19 protein-coding genes are annotated in these 20,777 nt (G+C 37.2%); 10 read left to right on the forward strand and 9 right to left on the reverse strand.

Annotated features, from left to right (window positions below; all coding sequences use genetic code 11):
- From Rain11_RS10680 to polA, 5 genes are all read left to right on the forward strand, one after another.
- Positions 1 to 356: IS1 family transposase (locus Rain11_RS10680; RefSeq protein ID WP_262502179.1), on the forward strand; the 356-nt coding region annotated here is incomplete at its 5' end.
- 91 nt (positions 357 to 447) lie between these two features.
- Entirely contained in the window at positions 448 to 966 is a 519-nt protein-coding gene (locus tag Rain11_RS10685) for a hypothetical protein (RefSeq protein ID WP_101359361.1), read from the forward strand.
- A gap of 19 nt (positions 967 to 985) precedes the next feature.
- Positions 986 to 2,314 (forward strand): hypothetical protein, encoded by a 1,329-nt coding sequence (locus Rain11_RS10690; protein ID WP_101359362.1) that lies wholly within the window; start codon positions 986 to 988, stop codon positions 2,312 to 2,314.
- Positions 2,315 to 2,345: 31 nt separating this feature from the next.
- Complete coding sequence (gene lpxD / locus Rain11_RS10695) at positions 2,346 to 3,377, forward strand: UDP-3-O-(3-hydroxymyristoyl)glucosamine N-acyltransferase (protein ID WP_101359363.1); 1,032 nt, start codon at positions 2,346 to 2,348, stop codon at positions 3,375 to 3,377.
- A 46-nt stretch (positions 3,378 to 3,423) separates the two neighbouring features.
- Positions 3,424 to 6,246: a DNA polymerase I gene (polA, locus tag Rain11_RS10700; RefSeq protein ID WP_101359364.1), complete on the forward strand. Its 2,823-nt coding sequence runs from the start codon at positions 3,424 to 3,426 to the stop codon at positions 6,244 to 6,246.
- A gap of 41 nt (positions 6,247 to 6,287) precedes the next feature.
- Here polA and Rain11_RS10705 read toward each other — a convergent pair whose 3' ends face one another.
- Complete coding sequence (locus Rain11_RS10705; RefSeq protein ID WP_101359365.1) at positions 6,288 to 7,274, reverse strand: potassium channel beta subunit family protein; 987 nt, start codon at positions 7,272 to 7,274, stop codon at positions 6,288 to 6,290.
- A gap of 142 nt (positions 7,275 to 7,416) precedes the next feature.
- On the opposite strand from Rain11_RS10705, the gene Rain11_RS10710 reads away from it, so the two are divergent.
- The gene (locus Rain11_RS10710; protein WP_101359366.1) at positions 7,417 to 7,602 is read left to right on the forward strand and encodes a hypothetical protein; all 186 of its coding nucleotides are present in this window, start codon (positions 7,417 to 7,419) and stop codon (positions 7,600 to 7,602) included.
- Here Rain11_RS10710 and Rain11_RS10715 read toward each other — a convergent pair.
- Complete coding sequence (locus Rain11_RS10715; RefSeq protein WP_101359367.1) at positions 7,599 to 8,384, reverse strand: O-methyltransferase; 786 nt, start codon at positions 8,382 to 8,384, stop codon at positions 7,599 to 7,601. The genes Rain11_RS10710 and Rain11_RS10715 overlap by 4 nt on opposite strands.
- 142 nt (positions 8,385 to 8,526) lie before the next feature.
- Between Rain11_RS10715 and Rain11_RS10720 the strand changes: the two genes are divergently transcribed.
- On the forward strand, positions 8,527 to 9,072 hold the full coding sequence (locus Rain11_RS10720; protein WP_101359368.1) for a hypothetical protein: 546 nt from the start codon (positions 8,527 to 8,529) through the stop codon (positions 9,070 to 9,072).
- On the opposite strand, the gene Rain11_RS10725 is transcribed toward Rain11_RS10720, so the two are convergent.
- Complete coding sequence (locus Rain11_RS10725; RefSeq protein ID WP_101359369.1) at positions 9,069 to 10,595, reverse strand: SpoIIE family protein phosphatase; 1,527 nt, start codon at positions 10,593 to 10,595, stop codon at positions 9,069 to 9,071. The two genes, Rain11_RS10720 and Rain11_RS10725, sit on opposite strands and share 4 nt — an antisense overlap.
- On the reverse strand, positions 10,595 to 11,041 hold the full coding sequence (locus Rain11_RS10730; protein ID WP_101359370.1) for a hypothetical protein: 447 nt from the start codon (positions 11,039 to 11,041) through the stop codon (positions 10,595 to 10,597). Before Rain11_RS10730 ends, Rain11_RS10725 begins: the two co-directional genes overlap by 1 nt.
- Before the next feature lie 221 nt (positions 11,042 to 11,262).
- Between Rain11_RS10730 and Rain11_RS10735 the strand changes: the two genes are divergently transcribed.
- Entirely contained in the window at positions 11,263 to 12,417 is a 1,155-nt protein-coding gene (locus Rain11_RS10735; protein WP_101359371.1) for an acyl-CoA dehydrogenase family protein, read from the forward strand.
- Between the two features lie 54 nt (positions 12,418 to 12,471).
- Here the strand turns inward: Rain11_RS10735 and sbcD are convergent, their stop codons facing one another.
- Genes sbcD through trpD form a run of 5 tightly spaced genes read right to left on the reverse strand, consistent with a single transcriptional unit; the run spans position 12,472 to position 18,129 of the window.
- Positions 12,472 to 13,737 carry an exonuclease subunit SbcD gene (gene sbcD / locus Rain11_RS10740; RefSeq protein WP_101359372.1) on the reverse strand — a complete coding sequence of 422 codons (1,266 nt, stop codon included), beginning with the start codon at positions 13,735 to 13,737 and terminating at the stop codon, positions 12,472 to 12,474.
- 5 nt (positions 13,738 to 13,742) lie between these two features.
- Positions 13,743 to 15,128, reverse strand: coding sequence for a phosphoglucosamine mutase (gene glmM / locus Rain11_RS10745; protein WP_101359373.1), 1,386 nt, complete (start codon positions 15,126 to 15,128; stop codon positions 13,743 to 13,745).
- Positions 15,129 to 15,149: 21 nt separating this feature from the next.
- Entirely contained in the window at positions 15,150 to 16,517 is a 1,368-nt protein-coding gene (hslU, locus tag Rain11_RS10750; protein WP_101359374.1) for an ATP-dependent protease ATPase subunit HslU, read from the reverse strand.
- A gap of 45 nt (positions 16,518 to 16,562) precedes the next feature.
- Entirely contained in the window at positions 16,563 to 17,096 is a 534-nt protein-coding gene (locus Rain11_RS10755; RefSeq protein WP_101359375.1) for an RNA methyltransferase, read from the reverse strand.
- Positions 17,097 to 17,133: 37 nt separating this feature from the next.
- Positions 17,134 to 18,129: an anthranilate phosphoribosyltransferase gene (gene trpD / locus Rain11_RS10760; protein ID WP_101359376.1), complete on the reverse strand. Its 996-nt coding sequence runs from the start codon at positions 18,127 to 18,129 to the stop codon at positions 17,134 to 17,136.
- Positions 18,130 to 18,195: 66 nt separating this feature from the next.
- Here trpD and Rain11_RS10765 point away from each other — a divergent pair, with 66 nt between their 5' ends.
- Positions 18,196 to 19,206 carry a hypothetical protein gene (locus tag Rain11_RS10765; protein ID WP_101359377.1) on the forward strand — a complete coding sequence of 337 codons (1,011 nt, stop codon included), beginning with the start codon at positions 18,196 to 18,198 and terminating at the stop codon, positions 19,204 to 19,206.
- Positions 19,207 to 19,245: 39 nt separating this feature from the next.
- A complete protein-coding gene (locus tag Rain11_RS10770) occupies positions 19,246 to 20,760 on the forward strand; it encodes a lipopolysaccharide biosynthesis protein (protein WP_133121571.1) in 1,515 nt (504 codons plus the stop codon).
- Positions 20,761 to 20,777: the final 17 nt, after the last annotated feature.

The raw sequence follows: 20,777 nt of genomic DNA on the forward strand, positions 1-20,777 counted from the left end.
AGCACAAGCGATGGCTTTTCTATGCCTATGCTCCTGAAACGAATGAAGTCTTAGGCTATGTGATAGGCAATCGCAGTGCTAAAACAATTAAAAAACTACTTCAAATGCTTAAAGATATTGAAATTGAGCAGTATTGTACCGACAATTGGGCTGCTTTTGCAGAGGTATTAGTAGGGCAAAACCATCAAGTTGGCAAACATCTGACGCGGCATATTGAGGGAGTGAATAATGCTTTACGAGCTAGAAATAGACGTTTTGTACGAAAAACTACTTGTTTTTCTAAAAAAGACAAGTACCACGAAGCAGCTATCAAAATTATGTTTCAACAATGGAATTATGACTATCATACATTCTGAACCACAGCCAATTCATCTAACAATTCCCTAAAATTGGCAAGAAATTTGCTAAATATTTAATTGTTGGATTTCATTGATTGATTAAAAAATTATGAAAAACTATTCATTCACCAATCATAAATTTTTATATTTTTCAGCAACACTCTTGATGCTTTTGGCAACACTTATCATATTTTTTCATTTTGCAAACGAAACTCAACAACCTGAAAGTAAAACAAATACCGAAGAAAACAACTATCCTGCTTCTTCTCCTGCAACATCTCTAAACAAAGTTTCTACACCCATTCACACCGAACAAGAAAAACCTACCGAATTACTCAAGCGTAAAGTTTCTTTTCAGTGGGAAGTAGAAGGTTGGAATATGCATTGCCCTAATGTAGAACCTCTGCTTAATAGCCAAGAAAGAGGTAAAGTTACTTTCAAAGTAAAAATCAATGAAAAAGGTAAACTGGTTGCTCTGGAAGTAATTGACAACCTTTCTACCCTTTCCGAAGAAAGCATACAAAGTTTCAAGACTACTTTAGAGCTGGAGTTGGAAAGTTGTATTGAAAGAAAAAATGTAAAAATTGAGCCTATTAGCAGTGGAATTGTAACTTTTTTTGTAAATTAGCAGAAAAATTGCCACTGCCTTGAAAATAAAAAAATCAGATTGGATTATCGGAAGCATTCTTGTCGTTTTTTTAGCCTCGCTACCATTTTGGCTTCCTAAAAATGAACCTTCCCCCAAAAAACGCAAGTTAGATTGGACACCAACCTTCAAAAAAGTAGAAAATAAACCTTACGCAAGCAAAGCCATTTATTTGTTGCTTAAAGATTTATTTCCCCAAAAGGAAATCAAACTTCGCCTTGATGTTTTTCCCAATGATTCGCTTTTCTTGCATCAATCCAAAGAAGTAGCTTCCAAATACAATTTGTTTTATACCCATTTGAGAGCCGATGCTGACCAAGAGTTTGCAGATGCCCTGAACAGCTTTGTGTATTATGGCGGTGAAGCCTTTATGGCGGCAGAATATTTTTCTTATCTTTTAGAAAATGAATTTGGGAAAGCACTTGTTACTCGCGAATATATTGCCTCTGAAAACTTGGAAATAAGATTTTTGCACCCCAAACTTGCTAACAAAACCTATAAATTTCCCAACCTCACATATTATTCCGCTTTTCAAGTATATGGGGCTAAAAACTTCCAAAATGATACTTTAACAACACAAGATGATATAGATTCTGAATATAACCCTGAAAGCAATTTTTCGGACGAGCCACAAGCCGAAATTTTAGCCATAGACCAATACAAAAACCCTGTTTTTATTAAAATCAAAATAGGTTCAGGTACGCTGTATGCTTGCTCAATTCCTCTCATTTTTACGAACTATGGTATTTTAGACGATAAACAACGTGATTTTATTGCCGCAATTGTTTCTCATCTGCCTGTACGCGATGTACTTTGGGAAGATGAAATCAAGTGGCAGTATCAGTACACCAAAAGAGAGGACGAAACCCCCGATGGCATTAAAGAATTAGCTTTTCTGCGTAAAAATCCACCACTCTGGTGGGCGTTTTGGCTTACATTGGTGGGAATAGTTTTATTTATCCTTTTCAAAGCCAAAAGAGAGCAAAGAATTATCCGTACCCTGGAAAAAAACATCAATACCAGTTTAGAATTTACTCAAACTATTGGTAGGCTGTACTTCAATTACAATGATCACAAAAATCTTGCAGAAAAGAAAATATTGTACTTTTTAGAATTTTTACGTTCCAATTATTTCATCAATGCCTCTGAAAACCCCGATGAAGCAACTATCCATAAAATAGCCTCAAAGTTAGCCGTAAGCGAGGATAAGGTTAAAGAAACTTTTACTATTATTCGGGAAATAAAAGCAAAACAAGAAGTTTCAGAAGAAGATTTACACAAACTTACTAAATGTATCCATCAAATCAAAAAATCAACGATGTTTGCGTAAATTTGCATAAAACATAATTCTTATTAACCATATGAAGTTTCCGCTCACACAAATAGCACAGATACTTTCGGCTCGCATAGAAGGTAATGCAGATATTGAAATTTCAAATATCGCCAAAATCCAAGAAGCTCAAACAGGCGATATTGCCTTTTTGGCAAACCCTAAATACGAACCTTATATTTATACTACCCAAGCCTCTGCGGTAATTGTCAGTAAAAATTTCCAACCCAAACAAGCTCTATCTACCACTTTGCTAATCGTAGAAGATGCTTATACGGCTTTTTCTACACTACTTTTAGCTTATGAAAAACTCATCAACTCACCTAAAAAAGGGATTGAACAGCCTGCTTTTATCAGCGAAAAAGCCATTTTAGGCGAAAATATTTACATCGGGGCATTTGCATACATTGGTGAAAATGCCCAAATAGGCAATCATACGCAAATTTATCCGAATGTTTTTGTAGGCGAAAATGTAAAGATTGGCAAAAACACTATTATTTATGCAGGAGCGAAAATTTACAAAAATTGTATTATCGGTGATAACTGCATTATTCATTCGGGAGCGGTGATTGGTAGCGATGGTTTTGGCTTTGCCCCCCAAACCGATGGTTCTTTTCAAACTATCCCACAACTTGGAAATGTAGTCATTGAAGATAACGTAAGTATTGGAGCTAATACCACCATAGACAGAGCTACTTTAGGAGCAACGATTATCAAAAAAGGCGTAAAAATTGATAATTTGGTGCAAATTGCCCATAATGTAATTGTTGGGGAAAACACCGTCATTGCGGCACAAACAGGCATTGCAGGCTCGACGGAAGTAGGGGCTAATTGTATGTTCGGAGGGCAGGTAGGTATTGCAGGGCATCTGAAAATTACTAATAAAGTCAATATTGGGGCTCAATCGGGGCTCGGAACAGATGTTACCCAAGAAAATACCAATTGGCAAGGCTCGCCCGCTATGGATTTGAAAGAATTTTACAGAGCCTATGCTGTTTTTAGAAAATTACCAGAAATCTACAAAAAAATCAGCGAACTTGAACGAAGGTTAAACGAGGATTAAATGGGTTCGCTTTGTTCAACTCAAAAATCACCTAATCCTACTATTTATGCAAAAACTATTCTTGCTTGATGCCTTCGCTCTGATATACAGAGCCTACTATGCTTTTATCAACAACCCCCGCCGCACCAGCAAAGGAATGGAAACCAGTGCCATTTTTGGCTTTCTCAATACGCTTTTAGAGGTTATCAAGAAAGAAAAACCTACTCATTTGGCAGTAGCCTTTGATACTGCCGAAGCCACTTTCCGACACGAAAACTTTGAAGCCTATAAAGCCCACAGAGAAGAACAACCCGAAGGCATTACTATTGCTGTGCCTTATATCAAGCAGATTTTAGAGGCTATGCGTATTCCTATTTTGGCTATGCCCGGCTACGAAGCTGATGATATTATTGGTACCATTGCCAAACAAGTAGCTCGCGAAGATTTCCCCGTGTATATGATGACCCCCGACAAAGATTTCTGCCAACTCATTGAAAACCAAAAAATATTCATTTATCGTCCTGCTACCAAATTTGCTCCCGCCGAAATTCTTGATGAAGCCAAAGCTCTCGAAAAATTCGGCATTCAACGTATTGAGCAAGTTATTGATATTTTAGGTTTGCAAGGTGATGCCTCTGATAATATACCCGGTTTGCCCGGTGTAGGCGAGAAAACCGCTCAAAAACTGATTGCCGAATATGGTAGCATAGAAAATCTTATCGCCAATGCCGATAAACTCACAGGTAAAATTGCAGAAATTGTTAAGACACACGCCCAGCAGGCTTTACTTTCCAAAGAACTTGCTACTATTCATTTGCAAGTGCCTATTCAGTACAATATTGAGGATTTTCGCCTTAAAGAATACGATAAACCCACTCTTGCTAAAATTTTAGATGAATTAGAGTTCAAAACCCTAAAAACCAAACTTATTGGCTTGACAGACGAAGAAAAACAACTACAAAAAACAACTAAAAAACAAAACCATTCACAGCAATTAGACTTATTTGGTAGCTCAACCGAAAAAACAAGCCAAAGCTCTACTCCTACCACTGAAATTCTGCAACCTTCTACCGAATTTCATAATATCCGAACGAAACTTCACCATTACCACGTCATAGATACCCCCTTGCTTCGCAAAAAACTCATTGAATTTCTACGACTGCAAAAAAGATTTTGCTTTGATACTGAAACTACCTCATTAGACCATTTGCAAGCCGAACTCGTAGGAATTGCCTTTGCCTACTATCCTCACGAAGCCTACTATGTACCCTTCCCTGCTGAAAAAGATAAAGCCCAAGCTATCGTAGAGGAGTTTAGAGAGGTTTTTGAAAACGAAAACATTGAAAAAATCGGTCAGAACCTCAAATATGATATTAGTGTTTTGCAGAATTACGGCATCAAAGTAAAAGGCAAACTCTTTGATACAATGCTTGCTCATTATCTTATCAATGCCGAAAGCAAACATAGTATGGATTTTTTAGCTGAAAAATACTTGCAATATCAGCCCGTAAGTATTGAAACACTAATTGGCAAAAAAGGAGTTAATCAGGGCAGTATGCGTGATGTTCCTCTTGAACAAATTGCAGAATACGCCGCCGAAGATGCCGATATTACATTCCAACTTGCTGAAAAACTTTATCCCGAATTGCAAAAAATTCAGAATGAAAAACTTTTCTACGAAGTAGAAACCCCCCTTATTCAGGTGCTTTGCACAATGGAACGCAATGGCGTAAGCATTGATGTAGAAACCTTACGCGAAAGTTCAAAAAGTTTGGAAAAAGAAATTCAAATATTAGAACAAGAAATCTACAAGCAAGCAGGCAGAGAGTTTAATATTGCCTCACCCAAACAGCTCGGCGAAGTGCTTTTTGAGGAACTTAAACTCATCAAAAACCCTAAAAAAACCAAAACTGGTCAATATGCCACAGGCGAAGATATTTTAAGCAAACTTGCCGATGAACACCCCATAGTTGCCAATATTTTAGAAATCAGAGAGTTGCAAAAATTAAAATCTACTTATATTGATGCCTTACCTGAACTTATCAGTCCGATAGATGGTAAAATTCATACAACTTTCAACCAAACCATAGCCGCCACAGGCAGATTAAGCTCTTCTAATCCGAATTTGCAAAATATTCCCATAAAAACCGCCAAAGGACGCGAAATTCGTAAAGCATTTGTGCCAAGTAATAATGATTTTCTTATTCTTTCTGCCGATTATTCGCAGATAGAACTTCGCCTAATGGCGGCTTTCAGTCAAGATGAAACTATGCTGGAAGCCTTTGCCAAAGGACTGGATATTCACGCCGCCACTGCCTCCAAAATTTACAAAGTATCTTTGGAAGAGGTTACCCCCGAAATGCGTAGAAATGCCAAAACCGCTAATTTTGCTATTTTGTATGGTAGTACGGGCTTCAATCTTGCCCGACAGCTCAAAATTTCAGTTTCAGAAGCAAGCAAACTCGTAGAAATGTATTACAAAGAGTTTTCTGCTATCAAAAAATACAAAGATGCAATGATACAAAAAGCTCGTGAACAAGAGTACGTAACTACTATTTTAGGCAGAAGGCGTTATTTGCCGACTATTAACGAAAACAATCAAGTTGTAGCAGGACACGCCGAACGCAATGCTGTCAATACGCCTTTGCAAGGTTCTGCCGCCGATTTAATCAAAATAGCAATGGTTCGCATTCACGATTTTTTAGAAAAAAATCAATTACAAACCAAAATGATTTTGCAAGTTCACGACGAACTCGTCTTTGAAGTTCATAAAAACGAAATTGATTTCGTGAAAGAAAATATCATCAGACTGATGCAAACCGCTATATCTTTGCCTGTGCCTCTGGTAGTAGAAGTAGGTGTAGGGAAAAATTGGTTGGAAGCACATTGAAAATGAGGTAACACCTACAAAAGTGTTACCTCAAATTTTTATCAGAAAGCGGGCATTTCGGGTTTATTTTGTAAGATTTCTTCAATTTTCTGCATAATTTCATTATTAAGGACATTTTGAGCTATCTCAATTGCTTTCAAATTTTCTTGCAACTGACTTGCTTTGGAAGCTCCTAAAATTGCTGTGCTTACGAAATGCGGTTTAATTGTCCAAGCTATTGCCAAAGTAGGCATAGCTACCCCTAATTCATTGGCAAGAGCTGAAAGTTTTTTTACTTTCTCAATGCGTTCAGCAACTAATTCACGATTTTTGAGCCACTCCATACCTTCCATTCCCAAACGTGTATCCGTAGGAAAACCATCATTATATTTTCCTGTAAGAATGCCCGAAGCCAAAGGCGACCAGATTGTAGTACCCAAACCGATATTCTTGTATAGTTGAGCATATTCTATTTCTACTCGGTAGCGGTGAAACATATTGTATTGTGGTTGTTCCATTGTAGGCGGAATAAGATTGTACTGCCTTGCAATACCATAAGCCTCCTGAATTTCTTGTGCCGACCACTCGGAAGTTCCCCAATACAAAACTTTCCCCTGACGAATCAGGTCATTCATTGCCCAAACGGTTTCTTCAATAGGTGTATTTTTATCGGGTCTGTGGCAAAAGTATAAATCTAAATATTCCACTTGCAAGCGTTTGAGAGCGGCGTGGCAAGCCTCAAAAACGTGCTTTCGGCTCAATCCTGTTTGATTAGGTAGCTTTCCACCTGCTCCAAAAAAAACTTTACTGGAAACAACAAAAGTATCCCTTGCCCAACCCATCTTTTTCAAAATGTTTCCCATTACAATTTCAGATTGCCCACGAGCATAGATTTCGGCATTGTCAAAAAAGTTAATACCATTGTCGTAAGCAATTTTCATAAGTTCTTCGGCGGTGCTATTAGCAATTTGCTTACCAAAAGTAAGCCAAGAACCCAAAGAAAGGACGCTCACTTGCAATCCTGATTTACCAAGTCGTCTGTATTCCATAGATTTTAAGTTTTTTCAGAAAAACGAATAAAAATCATTTTAGTTGCAACAAAAGATTTTTTTTTCTGATTGGAAACTAAAAATAAGTTAGAAGCGTTTGCATAAAAAATTTGTAATATTTCAAACCTAAATCTATTTGTTTATGTTCAAGAAAATAGCTTTGTTCGGTCTGATGCTTTCGTTAGGGGCTTGCACTACAATACACGTGCATAACAAAGGCGTGCCTCCCGGACACGCTAAAAAAGGCAAACATCACAAGCATAATGAAGTAAAATACGAAATTAAAGAAAAGAAAAATGGCACCGAAATCAAAGTAAAAACTCGCTAAAAGCGTAAAATGAAGTGTTGTTTTTCCTGCTTTTGCCTCAAAAAAACCAAACCTACCCTAAACAAATCAATGCTGATGCCCACACGGGTATCAGCATAAATTTTTTCCCAAGCCGCTTTCATTTCCTCCGACCAGTAAATATCATCAAAAACGATTACGCTATTTTCGTGGCATTTGGTCAGAATTTCCTCAAAATAACGAATAGTAGGCTCATAAAGATGATTGGCATCTACAAAGGCGAAATCTACCTTTTCTATTTGAGAAAGAACTTTCGGTAAGGTTTCGTCAATATTTCCTTTTATGACTTCAATATTTTGCAAATGAAGCATTTTGAAATGCTTTTGGGCTAATTGGGCAAGGTTTTCTGCTCCCTCAAAAGTGTAAATTTTAGCTTGCAAAGGCATTGCTTTGGCAAGGTAAGCAGTGGTAATGCCCAAAGAAGTTCCTAAATCTAATACAATTTGAGGTTGTAAAAAATTCACTAACCTGAAAAGCATTTGAGCTACCCGTGCAGGAAGCGAAGCTGTTGCTACAATATTGCGAATAGACTTTTTCTGGCTCTTTCCTGCTTTTGAGCCAGCCCCTAAATCTTGAATTTCAATGATTTCATCATTATCTAAAAGCAGTTCGCGAAATTTTTCAATCTCTTGGTAGGCGTAAAAATCAAATTCTTGATGTTTAATTACTTGTGTGTAAAGCTCATATACAAACGGCGAGTGAAGGCTGTGTTCGTTTTTAGCATTCCAAAAATATTTCCAATAGGCTTTGATAGCGGTTTTCATTGCAAATAATTGCTTGATTGTGAGGGCAAAAATATTTTTTTTTTACAAAAAAAGCACTCCTTATTTCTTTTTTTCAAAAGATTTTCTATTTTTGAAAGCAAGCAAATTGAACACCCAAATTCACCCAAAATAATCCAAAATTATGACTCCCGAAGAAGAAATTGAAATCTTGCAGGGTAAAAAGGACTTCAAAGAGCTATCTTTTCCTATACTTTTTTTGGAAGGTTTGCTCTACAGCCTGCTATCATTTGCTTTGGTGATGATTTTATTTTTCATTTTCCAAAAAGTATTCCCACCCGATTTCCTGCTTAATACCGAATGGGTAGTGAGTATGAAGTGGGTTGGCGTAGTGCTTATTTCGTCTTTGGTTTTTGCTTTGAGCAAAATAACCAATGGAAAAGTAGCTTGGCAAGTATTTGTACGAACTTTGCTAGTTGGGGTAGTGTGCAGTGTTATTATCCTGATTGCTTTTTTTGCTCTATTTCGGTTTATGATAAGCCTTGACGATATTATCATTGGCATTGTGAAAATCTATAATTGGCGTGTAGGTTCAGCTCATTTCAAAGAAATTCTGATAGCCTTCGGAGCAGTATTTTTAATGGCATATCCTATTTTGTTTATGTCCGTAAAATACACTCTACATCGTGTTTTTTGGACAGATGAAGATGAACTGCTCCTGCCTGACTAAATTCTAAAACCAACCACCAGAATATCATCTGTCTGCTCATTGATGTAGCCACGCCAAGTTTCGTGTAGCTCATTCAGATAGAGCCTTTGATATTCCAAAGGCTTGTGATAGTTGAGTTTGAGTTTTTCTTTGAAGTGTACCGTCAGGAATTTGGTATCGTATTCTCCACCAAATTGGTCAGTAAATCCATCGGAAGACATATAGAAAACATCATCTTCAGAGTAAATGAGCCTATGCTCCTCAAAATACTTTTCTATAACACTACTACCCCCAATACCAAAACGACTCCCCTTAATTTCTTGTACCCCACCTTCATTAGCAATAAAAAGCGGTCTTTTAGCCCCTGCAAAGTTAATTTCATTACTTTCTTTATCAATTCTACACAAAGCGATATCCATTCCGTCACTGATAATATCAGCTTTGAAACGGCTTTCTTTTTGCAATGTTTTATGTAATTCTTTATCTAATTTTTTCAAAATTTCGGCGGGAGCAAAAATATAATCTTCCTTGATAATTCTATTGAGCAAATCGTTTCCTATAACCGTCATAAACGCACCGGGAATGCCGTGTCCGGTACAATCGGCAACGGCTAAAAACAAGTATTGATTTATCTCCGCAAACCAATAAAAATCTCCACTTAAAATTTCCTTGGGTTTATAGAGTATCATAAAATCCCTAAAATGAGGCTTGATAACCTCCACAGAAGGTAAAAGAGCTTCTTGTATGCGTTTGGTATAATAGACACTATCAATCAGTTCGGCATAAGCACGATTGAGTTCGTCATTTTGAGTTTGTAGAAGTTCTTTTTGCAAGAGTAAATCTTTATTTTGCCTGTCATAATCTTCGTAAAGTTTCAAAAGTTCCTTATTTTTCTTTTCAATAAGCTCTTGTTGCTGGGCTAATACTTGGTTATATTTTTCCATTTTTTCTGTTTTCAGGAAGTTTCGCTTACTGATATTTTTGAGAATATTTACATAAAAACGAATAAGGTAAATCACAAAGCCCAGAAGTACTACATAAACCATAGTGTAAAAGAATAATTTATGCTCTATAACGGCAGAAGAGAATTTATAGCCGACATATTCTAAAACAGCAAAAGTAAGAATGGTAAATACAATGAGAATTGTCCATAGAATCCCTAAAAAATTACCTGCATACAAAAAGGCAATAATACCCGCCACCAAAAAAGAAGAAATAACAGGCGAGTAAATCCCTCCTGTTTCTATGGTAGCCACTAAAACCAAGAGAAAAGCCAGAAAGCTCAAAATATTGCCAAAAATAATCACAGGTAGTTCCTTTTTGAAAGCAAATAAACTTGCTACAAGCAGAGCCACACAAATAAAATTGGTAAGCAAGGTATTTGTCAATTCAAGATAAATGTTGGCGGGTAATAGTAAAACCAAAAAAGCCATACCTATAAGGCTGGCTTCTACAATATTTTCTGCCTTTTTATAGAGTAAAACATCTGTTTTATGACTTTCGGGGACAAAATAATTTTTGAGGCGATGAAAAAATTCTAACATCAAGATTCGGGCATTAAAGTTATTTTTAAAATCTTAAAACGACTTTGTTTTTTGTCGTAATAAAATTTTTGTAAAACATCAAAAATATCATTTCCTCTAAACCACGAAACTTGAACTTTGGCGTTATGTTTGGTATCAATCCACTCAATTTCATAGCTTTCTTGGTTCTTTTTGAACTCAGTGATATAGGCAATCATATCTTCAAGAATAGCTATCTTGTTATGACCTTTCGTGGAATGAAAAAGGAACTTCTGATTATGCTCACGATTGATAGTGATAAGGTCTAACTTAATGAGTGGTGTTTTGGCATCTTGTTTATCAGGTACGATGTTGTAATCAAAATAAATTTGCGTATCGTTGAGCAACTCACGAATTTGGTTTTCTAATTCAATTTCTTTCAATAATATTTCAGCAGGTTGCTGAATGGCATTGTGTCTATTTTCCATATCTTTTTCAGTGTTGTACGCAAGTAAAAAAAAACAAGAAAAAAAAACAAATTTTTTTGTTTCTTTTACAAAGGAATACCCCCCTATGTTTTTCAGATTTTTTCAAAATTTATCAAGTTAAACAAACAATTTGCCTCATTTTTTTGTAATTTTTTTATAGTCTGTATAAATTTTTCAAGAATTTTTGTATTTTTGTTTCCGAACACCAAACAACGCATTTTATGGTAGCAGAAATTTCAACCAAAAACGAATTGTTACAAGAAATTGCCAAATCTGTGAGGGATTTTGCCAACCTACATATTCGCCCTAATGTAATGGAGTGGGACGAAAGCCAAACTTTTCCTGTGGAAATTTTCAGAAAATTGGGAGAATTAGGGCTAATGGGCGTGCTTGTACCTGAACAATATGGAGGAGCGGGTTTAGGTTACAAAGAATACGTAACTGCCATTGTAGAGCTTTCCAAAGTAGATCCTTCTATTGGGCTTTCTATGGCGGCACACAATTCGCTTTGTACTAACCATATTCTAATGTTTGGCAACGAAGAGCAAAAAGCCAAGTATTTGCCAAAACTCGCAACAGGTGAATGGATTGGAGCTTGGGGACTTACCGAACCTAATACAGGCTCCGATGCCAGCAATATGCGTACTACCGCCGTACAAGACGGCGATTATTACATCATCAATGGTGCTAAGAATTTCATTACTCACGGCAAAACGGGCAATGTCGCTGTTGTTGTTACACGCACAGGTGAGCCTCGTACCTCTAAAAATTCCACTGCATTTATCATAGAGCGTGGTACTCCGGGTTTTTATGCAGGAAAAAAAGAAAATAAACTCGGTATGCGTGCCTCTGAAACCGCAGAACTTGTTTTTGATAATGTACGTGTGCATAAAAGCCAAATGTTGGGAAATATAGGTGAAGGCTTTCATCAGGCTATGAAGATTTTGGACGGAGGTCGTATTTCTATTGCCGCACTTTCTTTGGGTATTGCTATGGGAGCTTATGAAGCCGCTGTACAATATGCCAAAGAAAGACAGCAGTTCGGGCAACCTATTGGTAAGTTTCAGGCTATTGCTTTCAAACTTGCCGAAATGGCTACCGAAATTGAAGCCGCTAAATTGCTTACTTATCAAGCCGCCCAGCTCAAAGATGAAGGTTTGCCTGTAACCCAAGCCGCCGCAATGGCAAAATATTATGCTTCCGAAACTTGCGTAAAAGTTTCTAACGAAGCTGTACAAATTTTTGGTGGATATGGCTATACGAAAGATTTTCCCGTAGAAAAGTTCTACCGCGATTCCAAGTTATGTACTATTGGCGAAGGAACTACTGAAATCCAGAAACTTGTAATTTCTCGTAATATTTTGGAGTTAAAATAGTTATCAAAATATCTATTCTATCAGCGACTACATCAAACACATAAGTTGTAGTCGCTAATTTTTTTCTTCTATTTTCTCTACTATCTCATTAAAAAGAGGTAGTAGCTCATTATGATATTCCTCTAAAGAATACCCTTCCTGCCTACAAATTTCTAAAAGCACATCTTGTGGATGGATTTCACGTAAGTCATAGTCAGCGTACTTTCTTACCCAACCCCCTGTATTTTCTCTGTTTTCTAATTCAATTTTGTATGATAGACTCTCTATGCGAGGGTTTTCTTGTAAGGCTTTTTCTAATATCTGCTTGGCAGTGGGTTCGGGATTTTGCAAAATGACCAGAACCTCTGCCCAAAGTGTTGGAAAAAAAGTCGTTTCTATATCTATATTTTTTATTTTATTGCAAACTTCTTGCAATGTTCCAGTGATGCGAATAAGTTTTCTATAAATGGAGGTAGGAACATCAACCGAAGCAATACTTTGCAGGTTTTTACCTTCAAAATCTACCAGTAACACATATTTCTTATCATTTCTTTCGCTAAAACTCAAAGGCAAAGGCGACCCCGAATAACGAATATGATTTTTACCTCCAACCATCTGAGAGCGGTGCAAATGCCCCAAAGCAACATAATCAAAAATAGAAGGGAACACCGTAGCAGGAACTTTACCTAAATTGCCCGAATAAATCATTTTTTCAGCTTTATTCTCCTCTCCTTCTTCAGAATGATGCGAGCAACCTTGTGCAAACAAATGCCCCGTAGCAATCAGAGGAATATTCATTTCTGCATAACCTCTCTGCCTGATAATTTGAGCCATTTGGGCATAATGATTGTAAATAGCCTCCGCTATAGCCCTGTCGCGTGTTTCATTATCCAAAGTTACTTGATTGTAACGAATATCTTTATCTCTAAGAAAAGGGACAGCGGCAACTACTGCTTGTAGCTCATTTTTTTCATTCCGAATTTCAATAAGGTCGTGTTCTTTATTTTCACTTGCTCCCCCTACAATGTGCAGTTGAAGAATTTTTGCCAATTCTTGAGGAGCATTGAGGCTGTGGGTAGAATCGTGATTGCCCCCTACAATAATAGCGTGATTGCAAGGGGTTTCTTTTACAAGTTTAGCCAAAAACTGATAATATTGCTCTAATGCTTTCTGTGGCGGACTGGCAACATCAAAAATATCACCTGCAACAATCAAAACATCAACTCTTTCTTTTCGGATAATATCTATGAGCCAGTCCAGAAAGTTTTGAAACTCATCAAAACGTTCCCTATCATAAAGTTTTTGACCTAAATGCCAGTCGGCAGTATGTAAAATTCGCATACGAGTTACTTACTTAACTCCCTGATGTCTAAAATTACTTTTTCAGTAAGATTATCAGCTGTTTGTTGGGTATCTGCCTCAGCATAAATGCGAATAATAGGTTCGGTATTACTTTTACGCAAATGTACCCAAGCGTTATCAAAATTTACCTTCAAGCCATCAATGGTTGAAATATCAAATTTGGCGTATTTGCGTTGCATTTTTTCCAGAATTTCATCAACATTGATGTTCTCATAAAGCTCTATTTTATTTTTAGACATATAAAATTTTGGGTAAGTAGCCCTCAGAATACTTGCAGACTTTCCAAATTTAGCTAAATGCGAAAGGAATAGGGCTATTCCTACAAGAGCATCGCGTCCGTAATGCAAAGCAGGATAAATTACGCCACCATTGCCTTCGCCTCCTATCACAGCTTTGGTTTGCTTCATTACACTTACTACATTTACCTCTCCGACCGCCGAGGCAAAATGCGTTTGCCCGTGTTTTTGGGTAATAATACGTAAGGCTTGTGTTGAAGAAAGATTGGAAACGGTATTACCTTTTTGATGTTTTAATACATAATCGGCAACAGCTACTAAGGTATATTCTTCGCCAAAGGGTTCGCCATTATCACAAATAAAAGCCAACCTATCTACATCAGGATCTACAACTATGCCCAAATCAAAATTTCCTCTCTCTACTTCCTTTGAAAATTGAATAAGATTTTCGGGCAGTGGTTCAGAGTTGTGAGCAAAATGCCCCGTAGGCTCGCAATTGAACTCTGTAATCTGAATAACCCCCAAGGCTTTTAGCAGAGCAGGTACCGCAATTCCCCCTACTGAATTTACCGCATCAACAGCTATCTTGAAGTTTTTTTGTCGAATAGCCTCTACATCAACGAGTGGAAGAGCTAAAATTTTTTCAATATGCTTTTGTAAATAAGTATTATTCTGTGAGTAGCTTCCCAATTTTTTCACTTCTGCAAACTCAAAATTACCCTTTTGAGCAATTTCCAAGACCTCTTCACCATCTTTTGCCGAAATAAATTCTCCACAACTATTGAGCAATTTAAGGGCATTCCATTGCAAAGGATTATGACTAGCCGTAAGAATAATACCACCAATAGCCCCTTCTTCGGGTACGGCTATTTCTACGGTAGGTGTAGTAGCCAAACCCAAATCTACTACATCAATACCCAAACCTTGTAATGTAGCCGAGACTAACTGCGAAAGCATAAGCCCCGAAATGCGAGCATCTCTGCCAATAACTACTTTATTTTTTTCTGCATTTTTGCTTTTTAGCCAAGTACCAAAAGCCGCCGTAAAGCGAACGATATCCACAGGAGTAAGGTTTTCGCCCACCTTACCACCAATAGTTCCACGAATGCCTGAAATAGATTGAATGAGTGTCATTTTGTTTAGAATAGTGTTGTTTTACAAAATATAGTGGCTCAAATCTTTATTTTTTACCAAATGGTTTAGTTTTTCACTTACCATTGAAGCAGTAACTATAATTTTAGCAGGAGGCTGAATAGTGTCTGGAATTTCAAAGAGAAAATCATTCAGAAGGGCACTCATCACGGTTTGCAAACGGCGAGCTCCTATATTTTCTACTTCCGAGTTGATTTGAAAAGCAATTTCAGCTATTTTTTCAAGGGCTTCGTCTTCAAAATCCAGTTCTACTCCCTCTGCCATAAGCAATGCTTCATATTGCTTCGTGAGTGCGTTACGAGGCTCTTTGAGAATATGATAGAAATCATCTTTGGTAAGAGCCTGCAACTCAACCCGAATTGGGAAACGCCCCTGCAATTCGGGAATAAGGTCAGAAGGTTTGGAAACGTGAAAAGCTCCTGCGGCAATGAATAAGATGTGGTCAGTTTTTACTACACCATATTTCGTATTAACAGAACTCCCCTCCACAATAGGAAGTAAATCCCTTTGTACGCCTTCACGGCTTACATCAGGACCTTGCTTTGAGCCAGAAGAGGCAATTTTATCAATTTCATCAATAAAAATAATTCCTGCATTTTCAGCTCTACGAATTGCCTCCTCTTTTACCTCGTCCATATCAATCATTTTAGAGGTTTCTTCCTCTAAAAGAATTTTTTTAGCTTCGGCAATTGTAACTTTACGCTTTTTGGTTTTGGTAGGCATAAAGTTAGAAAGCATTTCTTGCAGATTCATCATAGAGACTTCATCTATGCCCGAACCTAAAACTCCCACATTAGAAATAGTCTGTTTAATATCTATTTCAATTTTTCGGTGGTCAAGTTCGCCATTGCGGATTTTCTCTCGGAAACGCTCACGCGTACGCTCGTTAAGTTCTACTTCATCATTTTTTTCCAAATTGAAGCCAACCCCTTCACTGATAGGTTTTCTGACTGGCGGAATAAGAGCATCTAAAATAATTTCCTCTACAGCTTCAATGGCTTTTTGCTTAACTTCTTCTTGTTTTTGTTGTTTTACCATACCCACTGCTTGCTCCACCAAATCTCTGACCATACTCTCTACATCTCTGCCCACATAGCCCACTTCTGTAAATTTAGAAGCCTCTACTTTTACAAAAGGAGCATCGGCGAGCTTTGCCAAGCGGCGAGCTATTTCGGTTTTTCCAACTCCTGTTGAACCTATCATTAGGATATTATTAGGGATAATTTCATTTTGAATTTCAGCGGGCGAATTCATTCTACGCCAACGGTTGCGAAGAGCAATCGCTACGTTTTTTTTGGCTTCTTTCTGTCCAATAATGTATTTATCTAACTCTGTTACAATTTGTTGGGGGGTGAGATGTTCTCGGTTCATAGTTCATTTTTGTAAAATAGAGGGCAAATTTAGAGATTTTTTGAATTAAGTACGTAATTTATGTTGTAAAAAATGCCATATCACAATTCCTGCACTTACCGCCACATTGAGCGAGTGTTTTGTTCCGAATTGTGGAATTTCCAAAGCCAAGTCTGTCAGTGCTATTGCCTCAGGGCTTACACCCAAAACTTCATTTCCAAAAATTAAAGCATATTTTTTTTGAGGCTCTACACTAAATTTTTCCAAAGAAATGCTTTGGTCTGTTTGCTCTACGCTGATGATAACATAATTTTGGCTTTTTAAGTTTAGTAAAAGTTCCCGAATTTGCTCATAATATTCCCAAGCTACGGTTTCAGTAGCCCCCAAAGCAGTTTTTTGAATTTCCCGATTCGGAGGAGTTCCTGTAATACCACAGAGATAAATCTTTTCCACAGCAAAAGCATCGGCAGTACGAAAAAAAGAGCCTACATTATGCAAACTACGAATATTGTCTAAAACTAATACCCAAGGATTTTTAGGCAAAATTTGAAATTGCTCATAGCTTACTCTTTGAATTTCTGATGTTTCTAATTTTTTCATAGTTCAAAGATTTGGAAGTTTGTCAAACCATTATCAATCAAGATTTTGCCAACTCTTGCAATGTTCTGAAACATTGCCAAGCCTTTCCACTTTCAAGACTTTCTTTTGCTATTTCCCAACATTCGGAAATCGTTTTATGCGGGTTAGCCGTTTGTAAAGCCATTGAAGCATTGGCAAGTACTACACTTTTTTGAGATTCGGTAGCTTTATTTTGCAAAACATTCAGAAAAATCTGTGCCGATTCTTCTATGGTTTCGCCACCAAAAATTTCCTCTTGCCGAATAGTTTCACAAAAAACATTTGGCGATAAAATTTGTTCTTGGTTGCGTGCATAGACTTTGCAATCGGCGGTAAGAGAAATTTCGTCAAAGCCATCAAGGCTATGAATAATACTGAAATTCTTATCTGTTTTTTGATACAAATAAGCATACAGCCGAGCCAATTCCAAATTAAAAACCCCCACCATTTGGTTTTTCGGAAAAGCAGGATTGACCATTGGTCCAAGCATATTGAAAAATGTCTTTACACCAAGTTCTTTACGAATAGGAGCAACGGTTTTCATAGCAGGGTGAAAAAGTGGAGCGTGTAAGATGCAAATGTTCGCTTTTTCCAACTGCTTTTCAAGCAAAGTTTTTTCATTAGTAAATTTTATTCCAAAATACTCCAAGATATTAGAACTCCCACACAAAGACGAAACCCCATAATTGCCGTGTTTAGCAACAGCCTGCCCTGCTCCTGCCACTACAAAAGAAGCGAGCGTAGAAATATTGAAAGTGTTTTTGCCATCTCCACCTGTACCACAAAGGTCTATCGGATTGTAATGGCTCAAATCTATATTTACACAGAGGTCCAACATTGCATCGCGAAAGCCCTCCAACTCTTCAACGGTGATACTTCTCATCAAATACACCGTCATAAAAGCAGAAATTTGGGCATTGTTATATTTACCCTGTGCAATATTTGTGAGTATTTCTTGGGCTTGCTGTTTGGAAAGCGTTTTGTGTTCAAACAAATGTAAAAGAATTTCTTTCATTGTAAAATCTTTGAAAAATTTGTCAAAGGTACAGAAAAATCGTAAATTAGCACAAAAACATATTGTATGGGGAAAATTATCAAATGGACTTTCCGAATATTTCTGATTGTTCTGCTCGTTCGTATCTTCGCTCCTGATAGCCAAATTTATCAGGCTGTTGCACCTATCACCGAACCAATTTTTGAGGGAATTTTGGAAAGTTTATCGGATTTTATGAATGACGATAATACACAAAACGCTGTTCAGGAATTAAAAAATGAGCAAAAAAATGTAGTAGATATTACCGAAGAAAAAACTGAAAATCAGGAAAATAGTAGCAATTTTGAGGATTATAGCCAAGTGCAAGAATTTGATGCTTTGCTTCCTTGCCAAAGTCGTATTAGACACGTTACCCATCTACACGAATGGAGTACGCCTAATAATGAATACTTCAAAGCAAAATTTACAATGCTCCCTCGTGAGGCTTGCGAATCGGAAAGCTATCGCGAGCAAATGCCCGAACCTATTTCTGATGGCTCTACCAAAGATTATTATGGAAAAGTGTATTTACAACTCATAAGAGAATGTCGCCCTAAATTGGATAGAATTATCCGTACCTATGAACTCATTGGCAAAAAGTACAAACTAAACTACCGCCAATTTGCCGAAATGGTAATGGCTTCGGTACAAGAAATTCCTTACGTACTTGTTCACCCCGAAACCTGCTACAAAGCCAAGCAATGGGGCGGTTTTATGAGAACCTATCACGATGAAGGCAAAGAGTGTTTGCCCGAAATTCGCTTCGGTCTTACTTCTCCTACCGAATTCCTGTATAACCTCAAAGGCGATTGCGATACAAGAACGGTGTTTCTTTACACTATTCTCGCCCATTTTGGATATGATGTAGCTATCTTTGTAAGTAATGCCCATTGCCTTTTAGGCATACACTTACCTAATGTGTATGGAGACTATCTAACTTACAAGGGTAAAAAATATTTCTTTTGGGAAACTACTGCCAAAGGTTTTCTACCCGGTGTTTTACCCAATGAATTCAAAAATGATTTTTGGAATATAGCTCTTGTAAAACCACAATCGTAAAATTCGCAATTTATTCCTTCATACTTGAACCTTTAATCTTTGAACTCTCGCAATATTGCTATGCCTACATTACGCCGTTTAGCCTCTGATACTATCTGGTACGGATTGAGTAATATTATTAGTCGTTTTGCCAACTATTTGCTTACGCCCATTCATACGAAAATATTTTTGCCCCAAGAATATGGCATTATTGGCGATTTATACGTGTATGTAGCTTTTTTGAATGTTATTTACACCTTTGGCACTGAAACTTCTTATTTTCGCTATGCCAACGACTTGGGCGAACAGAAAATCTATAATCAAAATTTTACCTCCCTTATTTTGTACAGCACCTTACTTTCAGGGATAATTATTTTTTTTGCCTCACCCATTGCTAATCTTTTGGACTACCCGGGCAAAGAAAAATACATCATTTATTTAGGCTTGCTTATGGCAGTAGATACGCTTTTAAGTTTGCCTTTTGCTCGCTTGCGTTGGCTCAAAAAACCTCGTTTGTTTGCTTTTGCAAAGTTTTTTAATATTGGTTTATACATTTTACTGAACCTATTTTTCTTATGGTTTTGTAAAGACGTAGCCGAAGGTAAATACCTCACTTTTTTACAAGATTTTATGCTTTCTTGGTTCAATCCCAAAGATTTAGTAGGTTATGTATTTCTTGCTCAATTGCTTGCCAATGCCCCTTTGTTTTGGCTTTTGCGTAAAGAAATTTGGAACTATCAGCCTACTTGGGATAAAGATTTAGCCAAAAAAGTTTTTTTTTACAGCTATCCGCTTGTCATTTTAGGACTTGCAGGCACGCTCAATACAACTGCCGATAGGTTTTTTATCAAAAACTACTTACCCGATAGTTTCGGCAATCAGCAACATATTTTAGGAGTGTATTTTGCGTGTATTAAGTTTTCGGTATTTATTTTGGTGCTTATTCAGGGCTACCGATATGCAGCAGAGCCTTTTTTCTTTTCCAAAGCCAAAGACAAAAACGCCCCTGAACTTCTTGCCAAAGCAATGGAATATTTTGTAGCGGTAGCGTGTTTTTCAGTAATTTTAGTCAGTCTGAATACCGATTGGCTGAAATACTTACTTTTGCGTAACAGAGCCTATGACGAAGGGCTAATCATTGTGCCTACTTTCCTTTTTGCTAATCTCTTTTTGGGCATTTACTACAATCTCACTGCTTGGTTCAAAATTGCCGATAAAACACAATACGGCACTTATATTTCACTGATTGGAGCAGTAATTACCATTATTGGCAATTTGGGTTGGCTTCCTGTTTTAGGCATTTTAGGTTCGGCAGTAGCAAGTCTGGTTACGTATGCTTCTATGAGCTTTCTTTGCTATTATTGGGGGCAAAAATTCTACCCTGTGCCTTATCGGATTGGCATCATTTTAGGCTATGTAGCACTTTCAGCGGTTTTGGTGTGGTGGGGTAATAGTTTTTCTGCTGAAAGCATTTGGCTTAATATTCTACTCAAAAATCTTTTGGTTGTGCCTTTTATGGGAGCAGTTCTTATCGTAGAATGGCAGAACTTGAAAACGCTAAAAATATTCCGATAATGCTGAATATCTTGTCT

Origin of the sequence: Raineya orbicola (assembly GCF_002843425.1) — a bacterium.
Taxonomy (GTDB): domain Bacteria; phylum Bacteroidota; class Bacteroidia; order Cytophagales; family Thermonemataceae; genus Raineya; species Raineya orbicola.

Bases quoted from the DNA above. Each gene is read 5' to 3' on its own strand.
- Rain11_RS10720 (WP_101359368.1), top strand. From the start codon at position 8,527: ATGACTCCCGAAGAAGAAATTGAAATCTTGCAGGGTAAAAAGGACTTC.
- Rain11_RS10755 (WP_101359375.1), bottom strand. From the start codon at position 17,096: ATGAAAAAATTAGAAACATCAGAAATTCAAAGAGTAAGCTATGAGCAA.
- Rain11_RS10715 (WP_101359367.1), bottom strand. From the start codon at position 8,384: ATGAAAACCGCTATCAAAGCCTATTGGAAATATTTTTGGAATGCTAAA.
- Rain11_RS10725 (WP_101359369.1), bottom strand. From the start codon at position 10,595: ATGTTAGAATTTTTTCATCGCCTCAAAAATTATTTTGTCCCCGAAAGT.
- Rain11_RS10735 (WP_101359371.1), top strand. From the start codon at position 11,263: ATGGTAGCAGAAATTTCAACCAAAAACGAATTGTTACAAGAAATTGCC.
- glmM (WP_101359373.1), bottom strand. From the start codon at position 15,128: ATGACACTCATTCAATCTATTTCAGGCATTCGTGGAACTATTGGTGGT.
- trpD (WP_101359376.1), bottom strand. From the start codon at position 18,129: ATGAAAGAAATTCTTTTACATTTGTTTGAACACAAAACGCTTTCCAAA.
- Rain11_RS10710 (WP_101359366.1), top strand. From the start codon at position 7,417: ATGTTCAAGAAAATAGCTTTGTTCGGTCTGATGCTTTCGTTAGGGGCT.
- Rain11_RS10685 (WP_101359361.1), top strand. From the start codon at position 448: ATGAAAAACTATTCATTCACCAATCATAAATTTTTATATTTTTCAGCA.
- Rain11_RS10705 (WP_101359365.1), bottom strand. From the start codon at position 7,274: ATGGAATACAGACGACTTGGTAAATCAGGATTGCAAGTGAGCGTCCTT.
- hslU (WP_101359374.1), bottom strand. From the start codon at position 16,517: ATGAACCGAGAACATCTCACCCCCCAACAAATTGTAACAGAGTTAGAT.
- lpxD (WP_101359363.1), top strand. From the start codon at position 2,346: ATGAAGTTTCCGCTCACACAAATAGCACAGATACTTTCGGCTCGCATA.
- Rain11_RS10730 (WP_101359370.1), bottom strand. From the start codon at position 11,041: ATGGAAAATAGACACAATGCCATTCAGCAACCTGCTGAAATATTATTG.
- sbcD (WP_101359372.1), bottom strand. From the start codon at position 13,737: ATGCGAATTTTACATACTGCCGACTGGCATTTAGGTCAAAAACTTTAT.
- Rain11_RS10765 (WP_101359377.1), top strand. From the start codon at position 18,196: ATGGGGAAAATTATCAAATGGACTTTCCGAATATTTCTGATTGTTCTG.
- polA (WP_101359364.1), top strand. From the start codon at position 3,424: ATGCAAAAACTATTCTTGCTTGATGCCTTCGCTCTGATATACAGAGCC.